General features: G+C 61.5%; 11 protein-coding genes and 1 tRNA gene. 7 read left to right on the forward strand and 5 right to left on the reverse strand.

The annotated features are described in order from the left end of the window. Positions 1-55 precede the first annotated feature (55 nt). Positions 56-1273 (reverse strand): MFS transporter, encoded by a 1218-nt coding sequence (locus H043_RS0113105; RefSeq protein ID WP_027612240.1) that lies wholly within the window; start codon positions 1271-1273, stop codon positions 56-58. Positions 1274-1606: 333 nt separating this feature from the next. On the opposite strand from H043_RS0113105, the gene H043_RS0113110 reads away from it, so the two are divergent. Together H043_RS0113110 and H043_RS0113115 are read left to right on the forward strand one after the other, a co-directional pair. Then, a complete protein-coding gene (locus H043_RS0113110) occupies positions 1607-3664 on the forward strand; it encodes a methyl-accepting chemotaxis protein (protein WP_027612241.1) in 2058 nt (685 codons plus the stop codon). A 115-nt stretch (positions 3665-3779) separates the two neighbouring features. Further along, positions 3780-3856 (forward strand) — tRNA-Met (locus tag H043_RS0113115). Positions 3857-3965: 109 nt separating this feature from the next. On the opposite strand, the gene H043_RS0113120 is transcribed toward H043_RS0113115, so the two are convergent. Continuing rightward, the gene (locus tag H043_RS0113120) at positions 3966-5075 is read right to left on the reverse strand and encodes a M14 family metallopeptidase (RefSeq protein ID WP_027612242.1); all 1110 of its coding nucleotides are present in this window, start codon (positions 5073-5075) and stop codon (positions 3966-3968) included. 270 nt (positions 5076-5345) lie between these two features. On the opposite strand from H043_RS0113120, the gene ggt reads away from it, so the two are divergent. Continuing rightward, complete coding sequence (gene ggt, locus H043_RS0113125; RefSeq protein WP_027612243.1) at positions 5346-7178, forward strand: gamma-glutamyltransferase; 1833 nt, start codon at positions 5346-5348, stop codon at positions 7176-7178. 90 nt (positions 7179-7268) lie between these two features. Here ggt and H043_RS0113130 read toward each other — a convergent pair whose 3' ends face one another. Then, the gene (locus tag H043_RS0113130) at positions 7269-7868 is read right to left on the reverse strand and encodes a flavin reductase family protein (protein ID WP_027612244.1); all 600 of its coding nucleotides are present in this window, start codon (positions 7866-7868) and stop codon (positions 7269-7271) included. A gap of 153 nt (positions 7869-8021) precedes the next feature. Next, the gene (locus tag H043_RS0113135; RefSeq protein ID WP_027612245.1) at positions 8022-9338 is read right to left on the reverse strand and encodes a PAS domain-containing methyl-accepting chemotaxis protein; all 1317 of its coding nucleotides are present in this window, start codon (positions 9336-9338) and stop codon (positions 8022-8024) included. 239 nt (positions 9339-9577) lie between these two features. On the opposite strand from H043_RS0113135, the gene H043_RS0113140 reads away from it, so the two are divergent. Further along, entirely contained in the window at positions 9578-10948 is a 1371-nt protein-coding gene (locus H043_RS0113140; protein ID WP_027612246.1) for a gluconate:H+ symporter, read from the forward strand. 6 nt (positions 10949-10954) lie between these two features. Here the strand turns inward: H043_RS0113140 and H043_RS0113145 are convergent, their stop codons facing one another. Next, positions 10955-12268 carry an MFS transporter gene (locus H043_RS0113145; protein ID WP_027612247.1) on the reverse strand — a complete coding sequence of 438 codons (1314 nt, stop codon included), beginning with the start codon at positions 12266-12268 and terminating at the stop codon, positions 10955-10957. Between the two features lie 349 nt (positions 12269-12617). Between H043_RS0113145 and H043_RS0113155 the strand changes: the two genes are divergently transcribed. The 3 genes from H043_RS0113155 to H043_RS0113165 all read left to right on the forward strand — a co-directional run bounded on the left by H043_RS0113155 (position 12618) and on the right by H043_RS0113165 (position 17666). After that, positions 12618-14036: a short-chain fatty acid transporter gene (locus H043_RS0113155; RefSeq protein ID WP_027612248.1), complete on the forward strand. Its 1419-nt coding sequence runs from the start codon at positions 12618-12620 to the stop codon at positions 14034-14036. A 198-nt stretch (positions 14037-14234) separates the two neighbouring features. Next, positions 14235-15932: a molecular chaperone HscC gene (locus tag H043_RS0113160; protein WP_027612249.1), complete on the forward strand. Its 1698-nt coding sequence runs from the start codon at positions 14235-14237 to the stop codon at positions 15930-15932. Positions 15933-15944: 12 nt separating this feature from the next. Continuing rightward, a complete protein-coding gene (locus tag H043_RS0113165) occupies positions 15945-17666 on the forward strand; it encodes a J domain-containing protein (protein WP_027612250.1) in 1722 nt (573 codons plus the stop codon). The last annotated feature ends 158 nt before the right edge of the window (positions 17667-17824 follow it).

Here is a 17824-nt window from a genome sequence, read left to right on the forward strand (position 1 = left end):
GACTGATATACCGCATTCGCGAGCAAGCCCGCTCCCACTGTTGGAATTGTGTAGGTCAGGTTTTTTTGGTGCGCGGCAGGAAGATCGCCAGCACGCCAAACAACGGCAAAAAAGAGCACAGGAAATACACGTACTCGATCCCGTGCGCATCCGCCAGATGCCCCAGCAGCGCCGCACCAATCCCGCCGAAACCAAACATCAAGCCGAAGAACACCCCGGCGATCATCCCGACATTGCCCGGCACCAGTTCCTGCGCGTAAACCACAATCGCCGAGAACGCCGAGGCGAGAATGAAGCCGATCACCACGCTGAGGACAGTGGTCCAGAACAGATCGACGTGCGGCATTAGCAACGTGAACGGCGCCACGCCGAGGATCGAAAACCAGATCACCGCCTTTCGCCCGATCTTGTCGCCGATCGGCCCGCCAAAGAACGTCCCCGCCGCCACCGCGCCGAGAAACAGGAACAGGTGCAGCTGTGAACTGGCCACCGACAGGTCGAACTTCTCGATCAGGTAAAAGGTGAAATAGCTGGTGAGGCTGGCCATGTAGAAATACTTGGAAAACACCAACAGCCCCAACACCACCAGCGCACTGATCACCCTGCCCTTCGACAACCCGTGAGTCGCCGCCTGCCCGGCCTTGAGCTTGAACAGATTCAGGTGATGGGCGTACCAGCGGCTGATGCGATACAGCACGAACAGCGCAAACACCGCGAACAGACCGAACCACGCCACGTTGCCCTGACCGAACGGAATGATGATCGCTGCCGCCAGCAACGGGCCGAACGCAGAACCGGCGTTACCACCGACCTGGAAGGTCGACTGCGCCAGACCGAAGCGCCCGCCCGAGGCCAGCCGCGCGATCCGCGAAGCCTCGGGATGAAAGGTCGAGGAACCGATACCGATCAGCGCCGCTGCCAGCAGAATCAATGGAAAACTGCCGACCACCGACATCATCACGATGCCAATCAGCGTGCAGATCGAACCCGCCGGCAACAGCCACGGTTTCGGATGGCGGTCAGTGTGATAACCGACCCACGGCTGCAGCAACGATGCTGTCAGTTGAAAGGTCAGGGTAATCAAACCGACTTGGGTGAAGCTCAAACCATAGTTGGCTTTGAGCATCGGATAGATCGACGGCAGCACCGACTGAATCAGGTCGTTGATCAAATGCGCCAGCGCTACCGCGCCGATGATACGCATCACCAACGGGCTGCTTTGGGGAGGAGCGGACGCCGAGGCAGCGGCGGTCTGAACGTTGCTGATAGCCATGAAAGTTTCCGTACAGCAGATGGGAGCACGCAGGCAGGTGCGTCAATGTGCCATTTTTCGGTGCGCCAGCGCCATCCCCTTAGCCAGCTAACTAACTGACTGACCGTCGCACGCGAAGTGATAGCTCAACGCCATGGTCTGAATCTTGCCTTGCTTCTCCCCTCGAACGCGGCGGCCTTACAAAGGCCTCCGAGAATGGGAAGTTTCGCTACAGAGCCGGCCTACAGAGCGGGCGAGAGTGAACTTTCGAGGCCTTTTAGCAGGGCACGACATCCAGGTCACACGACCGCGATGCACGCCATTGGTGCGTGGTGTCCAGAGGAGTCATGAGGCATGCAGGCTTTCTTGTCACCGGGGATCAAATTGCTGGGGCGGTTTGGATTCGCGCGTAAATTCCAGTTGTTGTTTCTGCTGTTCATTTTGCCGTTGGCCGGCAGCCTGTTGATGATTGGCCAGGACTATCGCAACAAGCTCAATCTGATTTCCGGCGAGCGTGCCGGCGTACGCCAGTTACTCAGCCTCGATGCGCTGGACAACCTGCTCGCCGCCCAGCGTGACCGCGCCGCCCGTTGGCGCGCCACCGAAACCAATCGCCAGCCGACCCCGGCGACCCTCGCCGCCATGGCGGCGTTTGACGCGATTCAACCAGCCCTCCAGCAAGCCACCAGTGATTTGGGCAACGCGCTGAAAAATGAAGGTGCCGAAGGCGAAACCCTCACCCGCTATCAAGCCCTGCAAACCGCGCTCGGCGGTCTGGATTCGAAAAGCCTGAGCGGCGTCGGTTGGTGGCCGGACGGTTACGACCGTTTCACCAATGCTCTCAGCGCCCTGCAAGCCTTGCGCGAGCAAATCGTCATGGACAACCGCCTGACGCTGGCGCCATGGCTGGAGACCTATCTGCTGACGCAGATCTCCACGCAGCACGCACCGGATCTGATCGAGCGCGTGGGTCGACTCGCCGCCGTCGGCCAGGCTTCGGTGGTCTCGGGACAATTCACCCTGCAAAGTCGCTTGCAGCTACGCGACCTGCGCGGCCGCATCGGCGACGCCCGCGAGCAGCTTGTCAAAACGGCAGGCCTGCTCGAAGCGCGCATGCCGAGCGATCTGCAAACCTGGGCCGGTCAATACCACGACAGCCTCAAGCGTCTGGACGCAGGGCTGAAAGTGCTGGATGACGGCGTGTTCGGCGGCAGCATTACCCTCAAGCCTGAAGACTTCGAACGCAGCCTCGATGCTCTGCTGGGTGATCTCGCCTCGTTGCGCCAGCAATCGCTGCTGTCGCTGGATCAGCGTCTGGACGCCTACCACGCCTCGGCGATTCGCCAGTTCATCGTAGTCGCGGCGATCTTCGGTTGCCTGTTGCTGGCGGCGCTGTACCTGTTCGTCTGCCTGCAGGCTTCGATCCGCCGCAGCGCCAGCGGCATCACCCTGCTGGCCGAGGCCCTGCGTGACGGCAATCTCAGCCTGCAAGTGCCGGTGGTGGGCCGCGATGAGCTGGCGGCGATCAGCACCGCGCTCAACGTCGCGGTGGTGCAACTGCGCGCGAGCATGCTCGGGGTCGATCACGAAACCTCACAACTGAGCCACGCGGTGCGCAGCCTCAACGAGCATTCCAGCGGCGCGCTGAGCGAAGTCGAGGCGCAGCAATTGCAGATCAGCCAGATCGCCGCCGCTGCCACGCAACTGGCCGCCACTTCGCAAGGTGTGGCGCAGAGTTGCGAACAGGCGTCCGGCAGCGCCCAGCACACCCGGCGCATCGCCGCCGACAGTAGCCGCGACAGCCAGCGCACCACGGCGAGCATTCAGCAGCTCAATCAACGCCTCAACGAAACCGCAGCGGCACTCGGTCGAGTCAGCGAACAGGGCCAGCAGATTCAACTGGTGGTCGACACCATTCGTGGCGTCGCCGAGCAGACCAACCTGCTGGCGCTCAACGCTGCGATCGAGGCGGCACGCGCTGGCGAACAGGGACGCGGATTTGCCGTGGTCGCCGATGAAGTGCGCAGCCTGTCGCAGCGCACGCAATCGTCCACTGCGCAGATTGCCGGCACCGTCGATAGCCTCCGCGCTACGGTCAACGAGGCGGTGAGCCTGATGGAAGCTGCATGCGGCCAGGCGCAATCGGATGCCGAAGCCGTGACCGGTCTTGGTGAACGTCTCGGCGAAATCGCCAGCGCGGTGCAAAGTGTCACTGACACCCTGGCGCAGATCGCCACCGCCGTTGAGGAACAGGCGAGCACCGCCGATGAAGTCAGCGGCAATATCCAGCAGGTCGATCAGGCGGCGATGCGTTTGCTTGAAGGTGCGCGGGCGGTGAACCTCGCAGCGGACACGCTGAGCCAAGGCAGCCATGCGTTGAGCGCCAATACCGCGAGATTCCAGCTGCGTTGACGCCCTGCCCAGCCCCGATTTCCGGGGTCGGAGGATAAGCGGTTGAAAATAAGAAGAAATATTTTAAATTTACGCTTGACGCTTTTCCATTTCAGGGGAATAATGCGCGCCACTTGGCTACATAGCTCAGTTGGTTAGAGCATAGCATTCATAATGCTGGGGTCCGGGGTTCAAGTCCCTGTGTAGCCACCAAGTACTAAAAACGGCTTACCGAAAGGTAGGCCGTTTTTTTATGCCTCGAGAAAACCGCCCTTTGTGGTGAGGAGATAAATCCCTCACCACAATGCCAATCCTGACCTATTCAGGTCTGCTCTGCCGACAGGGCCATCAGCCCCTTCGCCCAGATCTGCCGAGTACGCAACCCGACCATCGCCCGCCAGTCCGGATCGGCCGGATAGAACTGCTCCAGCAGTTTCAACTTGATCGCCCGCCCCGTCGCATCCAGCGGATCGCCATGCAGATGCAACCAGTGATCATCGCGCAAATAACGATGCACCTCCGGTCCCGGATACGTTCCGCATTCGATCACGAACGGCATCAGTTGCACGCCCGGCAACGCATTGAGCAATGCCTGTGAGGTGTAGCCGGTAGCCGTCGCGGCGACACCGGTTTCGCTCAACGTTTCGGCGCCGGTGTGCAAGGTGTACAACCATGGGCCGTAGATCGACTGTGCTTGCGCCAACGCCGGGTAAGGCGCCTGGGTGATGGTCAGCAACATCGGATGCCCGTACTCCCCTGCCCCGGTGTGCAGGTCGAAACACATCACGGTTTGCGCGCCTGCCAGATGCGCGTCGATGATCTGATGCAACGTGCGATTCGACCAGCTCGGCGCGCGGCCGCCATAGAACAGTCCGTCGGGATGACTGTGCTGACCGCCCTCGACAATCGACATCACCGCCGGCCAGCCGTGTTCGGCAATCTGCGCTTCGAGCAAGGCATCGGTGCGCTTACGCTCGGGGCCGTGCAAATCGGTGCAGGCGTAAATCTCGTGCAGCGTGGCGTAGGCGCGGTTGTCCGGTAGCGGGGCGGTGAAATCCAGGTGATTGCGGTTGAGGTCGATATTGTCTTCGTTGACCCGCCGCAGCCACGCCGTACCCCAGGGGTTGATCAGGTGAATCATCACTACCGCGACATCCTTGGGCAGCGTGCCCGGCACGAAAGTCTTCAGCCAGTCGATCTGGCAATCCGAACCGTAATAGCCCTCAACTCCGTGAGTGCCGCTGAGCGCCACCAGCCGGCGCTTTGCCTGCGGATTACCGAGCACCGCGACATCAGTGCTCAGCGGTTCGCCGAAAGGGCCACAGCGCGGATGGGCGTAGGAGGTGAGCGTGGCTCCGGCAGCTTGGGCGGCGGTCAGAAACTGTTCGCGTTGATCGCGGTAACTGGACTCGGTGGGAAACTCGCTGTGCATGTCGGCCTCTTGTGATTTTTATGGCTTGACCTATGTAGGAGTGAGCCTGCTCGCGATAGCGGTGGCTCAGTCAACATTGATGTTGAATGTGATGACGCTATCGCGAGCAGGCTCACTCCTACAGGGGGATATTTGCGGTCGTTCTATTGAGGTTGACCCTAGCGAACATCCGCCCGGAAAAGAAAGACAAAAATGCCCGCCGGTTTGCGTCGCGACCGAGCGGTCGATAAAGTCCGTCAGACCTTTCACCCCACGGACGGAGAGCCCCACGTGTTTCCAGCCCTGCCCCTGAGCCGCTTTCACCTGCCTGCCCTGACGCTGATCATCAGCGCCCTGACCCTCACCGCGTGCAACGCCCCGCCCTCCTCAACCTTGCCGCTGGCACCGGAAGCCGCTTCCGGTTACCGCACCGACCTGCAGACCCGCCAAGCCAGTAAACACATGGCCGCTGCCGCCAATCCGCTGGCCGCCGAGGCCGGTCGCGAGATGCTGCGCAAGGGTGGTTCGGCCATCGACGCGGCGATTGCCATGCAAGCAGTGCTGACTCTGGTAGAACCGCAATCCTCCGGGATCGGTGGCGGCGCGATGATTGTGTTGTGGGACGGCAAACAGGTGCGCACCTACGACGGACGCGAAACCGCCCCGGCGGGTGCCACCGAGAAGCTGTTCCTGCAGGCCGACGGCAAACCGATGCCATTCCCGCAGGCGCAGATCGGAGGGCGCTCGGTGGGTACTCCGGGCGTGCTGCGTGCGCTGGAAATGGCACACAAACAACACGGTCGCCTGCCGTGGGCCACGCTGTTCGAGCCGGCGATCAAACTCGCCGAGCAGGGCTTTGCGATTTCACCGCGCCTGCATTCGCTGCTGGAATCCGACCCGGTGATCCGTAAATCACCGGACATGGCCGCCTACTTCCTCAACCGCGACGGCAGCGTCAAAGCCATCGGCACTCGTCTGCAGAATCCGGCATTGGCCGCCGTGCTCAAGCGCATCGCCAACGAAGGCCCGGACGCGCTGTACAAAGGTCCGATCGCCGAAGAGATCGTCGCCAAAGTGCAGGGTCACGCCAATCCCGGCAGCCTGTCACTGAATGATCTTCAGCACTATCAGGCCAAGGAGCGCGCGCCGCTGTGCACCGACTATAAACGCTGGCAGGTCTGCGGTATGCCGCCGCCGTCGTCGGGCGGGATCGCCGTGGCGCAGATTCTCGGCACCTTGCAGGCGCTGGAAAGCCGCGACCCGCGTCTGTCGCTGACACCGCTCAAACCTGTGAAAACCAACAAACCGGCCGGTATCGAACCCGATCCCCAAGCCGTGCACCTGATCGCAGAAGCCGAACGCCTGGCCTACGCCGACCGCGCGCAATACGTGGCCGATACCGACTTCGTCCCGGTGCCGGTCAAAGGCCTGGTCGACCCGGGTTACCTCACCAGCCGCGCCAGCCTGATCGGCGAGCGCAGCATGGGCAGCGCCAAGCCGGGCACACCGCCTGGCGTGCAGGTGGCCTACGCGCCGGATCGCTCGCCGCTGCGCATCTCCACCTCGCAAGTGGTGGCGGTAGATGACCTCGGTGGCGCGGTGTCGATGACCACCACCATCGAAGCAGCGTTCGGCTCGCACCTGATGGTGCAGGGCTTCCTGCTGAACAACCAGATGACCGACTTCTCGTTCATCCCCGAAGAGAACGGGCAGAAAGTCGCCAACCGCGTCGAACCCGGCAAACGCCCACGCTCGTCGATGGCGCCGACGCTGATCTTTGACCGCAACAGCGGCGAATTCCTCGCCAGCGTCGGCTCGCCGGGCGGTTCGCAGATCATCGAATACGTGGCCAAGACCACCGTCGGCCTGCTCGACTGGAACCTCGACCCGCAAAGCGCCATCAGCCTGCCCAACTTCGGCAGCCGCAACGGCCCGACCGAACTGGAACAAGGCCAGTTCAGCCCGGCGTTGATTCAGGCGTTGAAAGACAAAGGACATGTTGTGAATGAAATCGACATGACCAGCGGCACCCAGGCGATCGTGCGGGTCAAGGATGCGCAAGGGAAAGCCTCGCTGAAAGGTGGCGCAGATCCGCGGCGTGAAGGGGAAGCGTTGGGGGATTGAGGCGACGCAGGAAAAACAAAAGGCTTACCGCGAGGTAAGCCTTTTTTGTGCCTTATAAATTGTGCTCCTCTGCCGCAAGAGGCTAGCTAATCAAACCGGCAGGATTTTACCGTCCACCGCATCGCCAATCGTCAGGAAATGCCCGCCGGCCACGTGGTGCAGCGTGCGCAAACCGTCGTGCCCGTCGAAATGCCAACGCCCATCGCTGAACACCCGTTCATCCGCCTGAGCGGCGATGACTTCGGCGAGGAACAGGTCGTACTGCTCGTGGTTGCGCGGCTCCGGCAGCAAGCGGCATTCGAGCCAGGCCACGCAGCCTTCGAACAGAGGCGCCTCGACGGTTTCACCGGCGAAGGTTTGCAGGCCATAAGCCTGAAACTTGTCCTGTCCCTGATTCTGCCGGATCTCCAGCCCCGAGGTATTGCCGACGGTTTGCACGATGTCAGCCTGATTGACGCACGGCACGTTGAGTACAAAAGTGCCGGACGCTTCAAGCAACTGGCGGGTCCAGGTGGACTTGTCGAGGACGACGGCGACTTTCGGCGGTTCGAAATCCAGCGGCATCGCCCAGGCGGCGGCCATGATGTTGCGCTGGCCGTCATGGGCAGCGCTGACCAGCACGGTCGGCCCGTGATTGAGCAGACGGTAAGCTTTGTTCAAGGGAACCGGGCGGCGGTGGGAAGCGCTCATGGGGATCTGCTCCGGGGAAAAAGGAACAGATTGTAGCGCCACCTGCAACTGTAGGAGTGAGCCTGCTCGCGATCGCAGTAGTTCAATCAACATGGAGGTTGAATGTCAGACCGATATCGCGAGCAGGCTCACTCCTACAGGGTTTAGTACAGGTCAGTTAGAGAGTTGATTGGCAAACTGCCCGACCGCATCCACCACTTTCTGCGCGCCGTCCTGGATCTCGACGATCACCGTGCCCGCCTCCGCCGCCAGCGCCAGGCCTTGCTCGGCCTGCAGCTTGCCGTCGGTCATCAGGGCCACGGCGTTGCGCGCCATTTCCTGGTTCTGCCGCACCACGGTGACGATCTCTTCGGTCGCCTGGCTGGTGCGCGAGGCCAGTTGTCGCACTTCGTCGGCCACCACCGCAAAGCCCCGGCCCTGTTCGCCGGCACGGGCCGCTTCGATGGCGGCGTTGAGCGCCAGCAGGTTGGTCTGTTCAGCAATGCCACTGATGGTTTTGACGATGGTACCGATCACCTGCGACTGCTCGTTCAGCGCCTCGATGCCCTCACCGGCCGCCTGCATGTGGCGCGACAGATCACGCATCACATTCACTGCCTCGGTGACCACCGTGGTGCCACGTTGCGCAGTGCTGTCGGTTTGCTGCGAAGTGCTATAGGCAATGCTGGCCGCGTCGGCCACCGCTTGTTCGCGGTTGACCTGATCGGTAATCACCGTGGCGAACTTCACCACTTTGTACAGCTTGTTGTTGGCATCGACCACCGGGTTGTAGGACGCCTCCAGCCACACCGTACGACCATGGCTATCGACCCGCTTGAAGCGGTTGGCGACAAACTCGCCGTTGTTCAGGCGACGCCAGAAATTCTGATACTCGGCGCTGTTGTACTCCTCGGGCGTACAGAACATCCGGTGATGTTTGCCTTTGATCTGCGCCAGGCTGTAACCCATCCCTTGCAGAAAGCGCTCGTTGGCATTGAGCACGTTGCCATTGAGGTCGAACTCGATCACCGCCGTCGAACGCACCAGCGCACCGATCAGGTTTTCGTGTTCGCGAGAGGCTTCGATGGTGCGGGTCAGGTCGCTGGAAAAAATCGAGAAATGCTTGATCCGCCCGTCCGAAGAGCGCACCGGCTGCACGATGGAGCGCAGCCACGCCTCTTCGCCATTACCACGCAACAGGCGCACGGCTCCGGCGAAATGCTCGCCACGGGTCAGTGCGGCCTTGAAACGGTGATGAAAGTCGTCGGCCTTCACGTGCGCCGGAACGATGTCTTCAATGGCGCGCCCCACCAGATCCTGGCTCTTGTAGAGCATCTCGCCGAGGAAGTTCTGATTGACCGACTGAATCCGGCCATCAGGTTCCAGAGTCAGCACCAGCATCTCGCTTTCCAGGCTTTCCTTCACTTGCAGCAGGCTGGAGAGTTCTTCACGAAGCGTAGCCAGCTCTTGCTTGAGGCGTTTGTTGAACATGGGAAAGTACCGATAGGCAGGGTAGAAAGCGGGATGCAGCTTAACCATCGGCCTTGGAAAACTTTTCTGAAGAGCGTTTGAGACCGGCCAGTCAAAAATAATCCCGCCGGGCTTTTACTCCTATCGATCACTCCACTGAGCCGTTACAAAAGCCGCCGCTCTGGCCCGGCCACTTCAGGTATTCTCAGGTCAAATTGCAACAACATGTTGCAGGTAACCGCCCGATAAGGAGTGCCGTTTTGGATTTATCGACCGCTGCCTGGATGGTGCATGACACCCGCCTGATTCTTTGCTGCCTGCTGGCGATTGCGACGATTATCGTGTTGATCAGCGCCACCAAACTTCCGCCCTTTCTCTCGATCCTGATCGGCACTTTTATTGCCGGTGTCGGCGCAGGTTTGCCGCCAGAGGATGTAGCGAAGGCGTTCAGCAAAGGCGCAGGGGCGATTCTCGGAGAAGCGGGGATCATCATTGCCCTGGGCTCGATGCTAGGCGCACTGATGGCCGAGTCCGGCGCTGCCGACCGTATCGCCTCGACGCTGCTCGGGCTGGGCAAAGGCAAGTCCCTGCCGTGGGTCATGGCGTTGGTGGCGATGGTGATCGGCCTGCCGCTGTTCTTCGAAGTGGGGCTGGTGATGATGGTGCCGATCATCTTCGTCATGGCCCGTCGCTCGGGTCAGCCATTGTTGAAAATCGCCATTCCGGCGCTGGCTGGGATGACCACCCTGCATGCCCTGATGCCGCCGCATCCCGGGCCGCTGATCGCGGTCAGCGCATTGCATGCCGACCTTGGGCTGACCATGTTGCTGGGCTTCAGCATCGCGATTCCGGCGGTGATTCTGGCGGGGCCGCTGTACGGCAACTGGCTGTCGAAACGCATGCACATCGATGAACCGGCAGAGCTCGGCGCACTGTTCAGCGCCCCGCCGAAAGCGCCGCGCCAGCCGAGTTTCGGCCTGTCGCTGCTGATCATTCTGTTGCCGGTGCTGCTGATGCTCGGCAGCACCCTGGCGAAAGTCGCGATGCCCCCCGAAAGCAGCGTCGCCCTGACCCTGAAGTTCCTCGGCGAACCGTTGGTGGCGCTGGGCATTGCGGTGATGGCGGCGGTGATCTGCCTCGGCTGGGCCAACGGCATGCCGCGCGAACAGGTCGGCGGCACCCTGCGTAAAAGCCTCGCGCCAATTGCCGTGTTGCTTCTGACCATCGGCGCTGGCGGCGGCTTGAAGCAGACCTTGCTGGATGCCGGCGTCAGCCAGACCATCAGCAAAGTCGCCGAGGGTGCGCACATGCCCTACCTGCTGCTGGCTTGGCTGATTGCCGTGGCACTGCGTCAGGCTACGGGTTCGGCGACAGTCGCGACCACGACGACGGCGGGGATTCTGGCGCCGATGATGGCGGGGCTCGCCGCGACGCAAAGCTCACTGGTGGCGCTGACGATTGGCGCCGGCTCCGTGTTCTTCTGCCACGTGAATGACGCCGGCTTCTGGATGGTTCGCGAATACTTTGGCTTGCAACTCAAACAGACGATCTGGGTCTGGTCGATCCTGCAAACCATTGTCTCGGTGGTGGGACTGGTGGGGACGTTGCTGTGGTGGCACTGGCTGACCTGACACTCGTCAGGAACAGGGCGCCACGGCTTGGCGCCCGACACTGCTCATGCGCGAACCGAAATACGCCGCGCTGACAATGCCGACTGCGCCCATCACCGCACAGAACATAACGCAGATCCACGGGCTCCACGGCATCAGACCAATCAGCAACAGCGGTGTGATACTCGCCCATGCGGCGTAGGCAATGTTGTAGGTGAAGGAGATGCCCGACACCCGGATACGCGCCGGGAACAGACCGACCATCACCGACGGCACCGCGCCGACCACACCGCAGGCCAGCCCCGCCACAGCGTAGGCCAGACCGACCCAGTCACCGCCGGCAATCAGACAGGCATACAGCACGCCGATGCCCAGCGGCAGCAACAGGCTGTAAAGCATCACCGTGCGCCACGCACCGATGCGATCGACCAGCAATCCGGCAATCACACAGCCAATGTTCAGGAAGACAATGCCCAGCGCACTCAGGGCGAAGGTGTGGCTGGCGGTCATGCCGAAGGTTTTCTGCATCATGGTCGGAGTGATGACCACGAACACCACCACCGCCGATGTCAGCACGCAGGTCAGCAGCATTGCCGGCAACATCGCCAGACGATGCTCGCGCAGCACCGTGCGCAGCGGCAGTTCGACCCGCGCTTCACGCTGGGCTTCCATGGCCATGAACACCGGGGTTTCGCTCAACCAGCGGCGCAGGTAGACACCGATCACGCCGAACACACCACCGAGCAGGAACGGATAACGCCAGGCGTAATCAAGGATTTCCGCCGGGGTGAACACCTGCGCGAGGAACGTCGCGGTCAGCGCGCCAATCAAGTAACCAAAGGTCAACCCGGCCTGCAAAAAGCCCAGCGCGTAACCGCGATGCCCGGCAGGCGCGTGCTCGGCGACGAACACCCAGGCGCTCGGAACTTCCCCACCCACCGCCGCGCCTTGCAGGATGCGCAGCGCCAGCAACAGCAGCGGCGCGAAATAGCCGATCTGGGCATAAGTCGGCATGATCCCGATCAGCAGGCACGGCAGCGCCATCATCAGGATGCTCAGGCTGAAAACCTTTTTCCGGCCCAGACGATCGGCGAAATGCGCCATCAGAATTCCGCCCAGCGGGCGCGCCAGATAACCGGTGACAAAGATCCCGAAGCTTTGCAGCAGACGCAGCCACTCGGGCATTTCCGGCGGGAAGAACAACTGGCTGAGGGTCAGGGCGAAGAACACGAAAATGATGAAATCGTAGATCTCCAGCGCCCCGCCGAGGGCCGCAAGACCGAGGGTCTTGTAGTCGGAGCGGCTGAACGGCGCCGGTCGGGCTGTGGATTGGGCAGTCATGGCAAAGAACTCTGGCAGGCAAAAAACCAAGGCGCCCATGGTCTACGCAAATGAGCGGATGGACAACCCGTTAGACCATAGTCCCGGTTTGGCAAAACCTGCTCACAAAACAGCCTGGCTTGATTTACTGTTTAAGCCTGTCCGGAGGAACCTGGCCAACGCCGACTGACCGGAGCGAACCCCGTGTGGGAGCGAGCCTGCTCGCGAAGGCGTCAGCCCAGCCAACTTCGATGTTGAATGTGCCGACCTTTTCGCGAGCAGGCTCGCTCCCACAGGGATCTCTGTGTTGTCGAGATGGGCGACCGTTCCTGCAGACCCACAATAACCATAAAAATCCGAGGTACTCCCTGTGGCCGTTGATATCGAAGATAGCCGCTCCGCGCGCTTTGCCTTGCGCTGTTCAAGCTTTGCCGAACGCTGGTTCCCCGACTCCTGGGTATTCGCCGCACTGGCGGTGATCATTGTCGCGCTGGCCACTTTGGCCATGGGCGCCAAACCCACCGATGCCGCGATGGCCTTCGGCGACGGGTTCTGGAGCCTGATCCCGTTCACCATGCAAATGGCCTTCGTGGTGATTGGCGGCTACGTCGTCGCCAGTTCGCCGCCAGCGGTCAAACTGATCGACAAACTGGCGCGCATCCCGAAAAACGGCCGCTCCGCCGTGGCCTGGGTCGCGCTGATCTCGATGGTCGCCTCGCTGTTGAACTGGGGCCTGTCGCTGGTGTTCGGCGGTTTGCTGGTGCGCGCCCTCGCCCGCCGCACCGATCTGAAAATGGATTACCGCGCGGCCGGTGCGGCGGCGTATCTGGGCTTGGGCGCGGTCTGGGCGCTGGGCCTGTCCTCATCGGCGGCGCAGTTGCAGGCCAACCCGGCCAGCCTGCCGCCGGCGATCCTGTCGATCACCGGGGTGATTCCGTTCACCCAAACCATCTTCCTCTGGCAATCCGGCGCCATGCTGCTGGCGCTGATCGTGATTTCGATCATCGTTGCCTACGCCACCGCGCCCGGCCCGAACTCTGCGCGCGACGCCAAGGATTGTGGCATCGACCCGGCGTTCAACCTGCCACCGCTGCAACCGCGTACCCGGCCCGGCGAATGGCTGGAGCACAGTCCGCTGCTGATCATTCTGCTGGTGCTGCTGGCGGCCGGCTGGCTGTTCCACGAGTTCTCGACCAAACCGGCGATCACCGCGATTTCCGGGCTCAACACCTATAACTTCCTGTTCATCATGCTCGGCGCCCTGCTGCACTGGCGCCCGCGCAGCTTCCTCGATGCGGTGGCCCGCGCGGTGCCGACCACCACGGGCGTGCTGATCCAGTTCCCGCTGTACGGCTCGATTGCTGCGCTGCTGACCACGGTCAAAGGCGCCGATGCGCAGACGCTGGCCCATCACATCTCGACCTTCTTCGTCAGCATCGCGTCCCACGACACTTATGCGTTGTTGATGGGCGTGTACTCGGCGATTCTCGGTTTCTTCATCCCGTCCGGCGGCGGCAAGTGGATCATCGAAGCGCCGTACGTGATGCAAGTCGCCAACGATCTGCAATACCACCTCGGCTGGGCGGTGCAGATCTACAACGCCGCCGAAGCCCTGCCGAACCTGATCAACCCGTTCTACATGTTGCCGCTGCTGGGCGTGCTCGGGTTGAAGGCGCGCGACCTGATCGGCTTCTCGTTCGTGCAATTGCTGGTGCACACGCCGCTGGTGCTGTTCTTGCTGTGGGTGCTGGGCACGACATTGGCGTATACGCCGCCGGTCATTCCTTGAGTCAGTGCGGGGCGCGGTCAATCGGCCGACGCCCCGCCTTCCCTTCCTGACAGCGCCGTGTCGACGCCGACATGGCTTTCTGTCGCAAATAATGGCTCAGCGCCATCATCGTCCTTTACCGCATCACAGCCTCGGTAATATCCTTGCGCGCCGAAAATATGTTTCATTTTTTTGCCAAGCGCCAAGGGAGTTGTTGCAATGATCGTAGGGATTGACCTGGGAACCACCAACAGCCTCGTCGCCGTCTGGCGTGGCGAATCCTCCGAATTGGTGCCCAATGCCCTCGGTCAGTTCCTGACACCGAGAATGGTCGGGCTGGATGATGAAGGACGGATTCTGGTCGGCCAGGCTGCGCGCGAACGTCTGCACACCCATCCGCGCCTGACGGCGTCGCTGTTCAAGCGTCACATGGGCAGCGCCACGGAAGTCTATCTGGCCGACAAGGCGTTTCGTCCGGAAGAGCTGTCCGCGCTGGTGCTGAAAAGTCTGAAAGAAGACGTCGAACGGGCTTATGGCGAAACCGTCACTGAAGCGGTGATCAGCGTCCCGGCCTACTTCAGCGACGCCCAGCGCAAAGCCACGCGGATCGCCGGCGAGCTGGCCGGGCTGAAAGTCGAGAAGCTGATCAACGAACCGACCGCCGCCGCTCTCGCTTATGGACTGCACCAACGCGACAAGGAAACCTCGTTCCTGGTGTTCGACCTCGGGGGCGGCACGTTCGACGTGTCGATTCTGGAGTTGTTCGAAGGGGTGATGGAGGTCCGCGCCAGCGCCGGCGACAACTTCCTCGGTGGCGAAGACTTCGACAGCGTGCTGCTGGAACACTTTATCGACCAGCACCGCTCAGTCGCCGACTTCCCTGACCGCAACAGCGTCATCCAGCCCCTGCGCCGCGAGGCTGAGCGTGTGCGCAAGGCCCTCGGCCAGGACAGCAGCGCCGAGTTCCGGCTGCAACTGGGTGACCGCCACTGGACCCACACCATCACCCAGCAAGAATTGGCGACGCTTTACATGCCACTGCTCGAGCGCCTGCGCGCGCCGATCGAACGGGCTCTGCGCGACGCACGCATCCGGGTCAGCGACCTTGATGAGATTCTGCTGGTCGGCGGTACTACCCGGATGCCGCTGGTGCGCAAACTTGCCGCCGGATTGTTCGGCCGTTTTCCGTCGTTCACCCTCGATCCGGATCAGGTGGTGGCGCAAGGCGCAGCCATTCAGGCAGCACTCAAGGCCCGCTCGGCCGCACTTGAAGAAGTGGTGCTGACCGACGTCTGCTCCTACACCCTAGGCATCGAAACTTCGACCCAGATTGGCCGCAATTATGAGGCCGGTCACTACCTGCCCATCATCGAGCGCAACAGCATCGTCCCGGTCAGCCGGGTCAAGACCGTGTACACCTTGCAGGACAATCAGGAGCAGGTGGTTGTGCGGATTTTCCAGGGCGAAAGCCGTCTGGTCAAAGACAACGTCGCGCTTGGCGAACTGGCGATCAAGGTGCCGAAACGCAAGGCCGGCGAAGTGTCCCTCGATGTGCGTTTCACCTATGACAACAACGGCCTGCTGGAGGCCCAGGTGAATATTCCGCTGACCGGGCAACAACATTCGCTGGTCATCGAAAACAACCCCGGCGTGCTCACGCCTGAAGAGATTCAGCAACGCTTGCAGAACCTCGCTCAGCTCAAGATTCACCCGCGCGAGCAACAGGTCAACACGCTGCTCAGTGCCCGTCTCGAACGGCTCTACCAGGAAAGCCTGGGCGACCTGCGCGATCAGATTGGCCATTGGGCCAAGCAATTCCAGATCGCGCTCGACTCGCAGGACGAGCGCCAGATTCGTGAAGTGCGCACCGAGCTGAGCAGGCACCTGAGCGAACTTGATCGCACGCCGTGGCAATAAGGGAGCGCTGACATGGATTGCTGGTCCTTCCTGCATTTGCCCGATGACGCTGACGTCCGCGATATCAAGCGCAGCTATGCACGCCTGCTGAAAACCTTCAGGCCCGATGAAGATCCCGAAGGCTTCCAGCGCTTGCGCGAAGCCTACGAACGCGCGCTGGCGATTGCCCAATGGCGCCTGGAAAACGCCGAACAGGAAGACGAGCAGGACGCCGACGTCGCTGTCGCCACGGCGTCCAGCGCCTTTGCTGCACTGGCGCTCGATAATGCCCTGGCCAACAGCTCCAGCCAGGCGCAAAACCAGGCGTGGGATTTCGCCTCTCTGGAGGTTTCGCCCGTCAGTCCGGCAGCCCCGGAGCCGTTTGTGCCGCCATCGAAGGACGACGCCCTGCGTGTCGAGCCGCTGGCGGCGGACGCGCAGAGTCTTGAAGCGCAGGCCGCATGGCGATTGCTTGAAGATCTGTCGCCAGACAACCTCGGCGAGCGCTGGGAGCAGGCGCAACAACAAGGCTGCGCCAAGGCATTCGAAAGGCTGTTGCTGCAATTATGTTTTGAGCATCCACAATTGCGCGGACCGGTACTGCACTGGGCCGTCGAGCAGTTGGGATGGTTGGGCCCCTGGCAAGAAGTGCTGATGAATGATCGCCAGCGCGACATGCTCGCCGAGAGCCTGATGTCCGACTATCGAAACGCCTTGCAGGCGCTGCTCGAAAGCCAGAGCGAGCGCGAATTCCTCAACTTGCTCAAACACTACAGCGGCCAGCCGTGGCTCCAGGTATTCGATCGCCGCGAGCAATGGCAACAAAATCTGCTGCATCTGCTTAACGACCATGAGTGGAGCGTGCCGCTGTTCGACCGTATCGGCCAATTGTTCGGCTGGGATCACTCCAAAGGCCTCCACCCGCAACCGGCCTGGCTCTGGGAAACGTTGATCGAACGCTGCAATCAGGAAAGTTTCTACGACAACCTGCGGGCCAAGGCTGAAAGCGATCGTACGTGGGCGGCCGACGTGCAGGCAGCGCATCTGTTGATCAACCCGCTCAAACCGATGCAGCAGAAGAAGATCATCGACGGCTTTGGTCAGAATGAATGGCAGGCCTGCCACGATCTGTCAGAAAAGCTCAAATGGCGCTTCCCGGAGCTGCTCGCGCGATTGCCCTACGCCGACGTTTTTTACTGGCGGCGGTTTTTGCCACGGCCCATCGCCGACGAAACCTGGGTGCGGGTCTGGACGGCCATTGCCTTGGCGCTGTTCCTGTTCTATCTGGCTTCGCCACAAAAAGATGCGGCAACCCTGGCCTTCATTCCGCTGGGGTTAGCGTGTGTGCCGGTGTGGTTTTTTCGTTTTGCGCTGAGTTGGTGGGTGGTGCTGACGTCTCACGTGATCGTTGCGGATCTTTGGCTCACCGAAGGGCTGATTCCGCGCCGATGGAACCCTGACACCCGCTGGCTGGTAATACGCCACGGGTTACCGCAGGTGGTCATGGTGCTGCTGTTTTCGCTGCTGCTCGGGCCACTGGGCGCACTCACTTACGTGGGCGTGATCCTGATCGGACTGGTGCACAAACGACGAATCGGCTCGCTCGACCCGCAGCTGAGCAATAACCACCCCTGGCTGACCGCGCTGCACTGGGCGCACTTCAGTCCGCTGCAACTGCTGTTTCTGGTGATGATGACCGCGATAACGGCGGCCAGCAGACTCGGCTATTCCTTGCACTCGTTGATGCCCGGCTAGAACAACAGCGAGCTTGCGTTGCGCCTGTTGTAATCGAGTGAATCGTTGTGGGAGCTGACCTGGTCGCTCCCACATTTGTTTCGCCGCACCTCAAAGTGTCACCCAACTGTCACAGTGCCTTGCTAGCGTCCGCCCGAAACAAACTGAAACAATTAAGC

The organism is Pseudomonas sp. URIL14HWK12:I6 (assembly GCF_000514195.1).
GTDB classification, from domain to species: domain Bacteria; phylum Pseudomonadota; class Gammaproteobacteria; order Pseudomonadales; family Pseudomonadaceae; genus Aquipseudomonas; species Aquipseudomonas putida_A.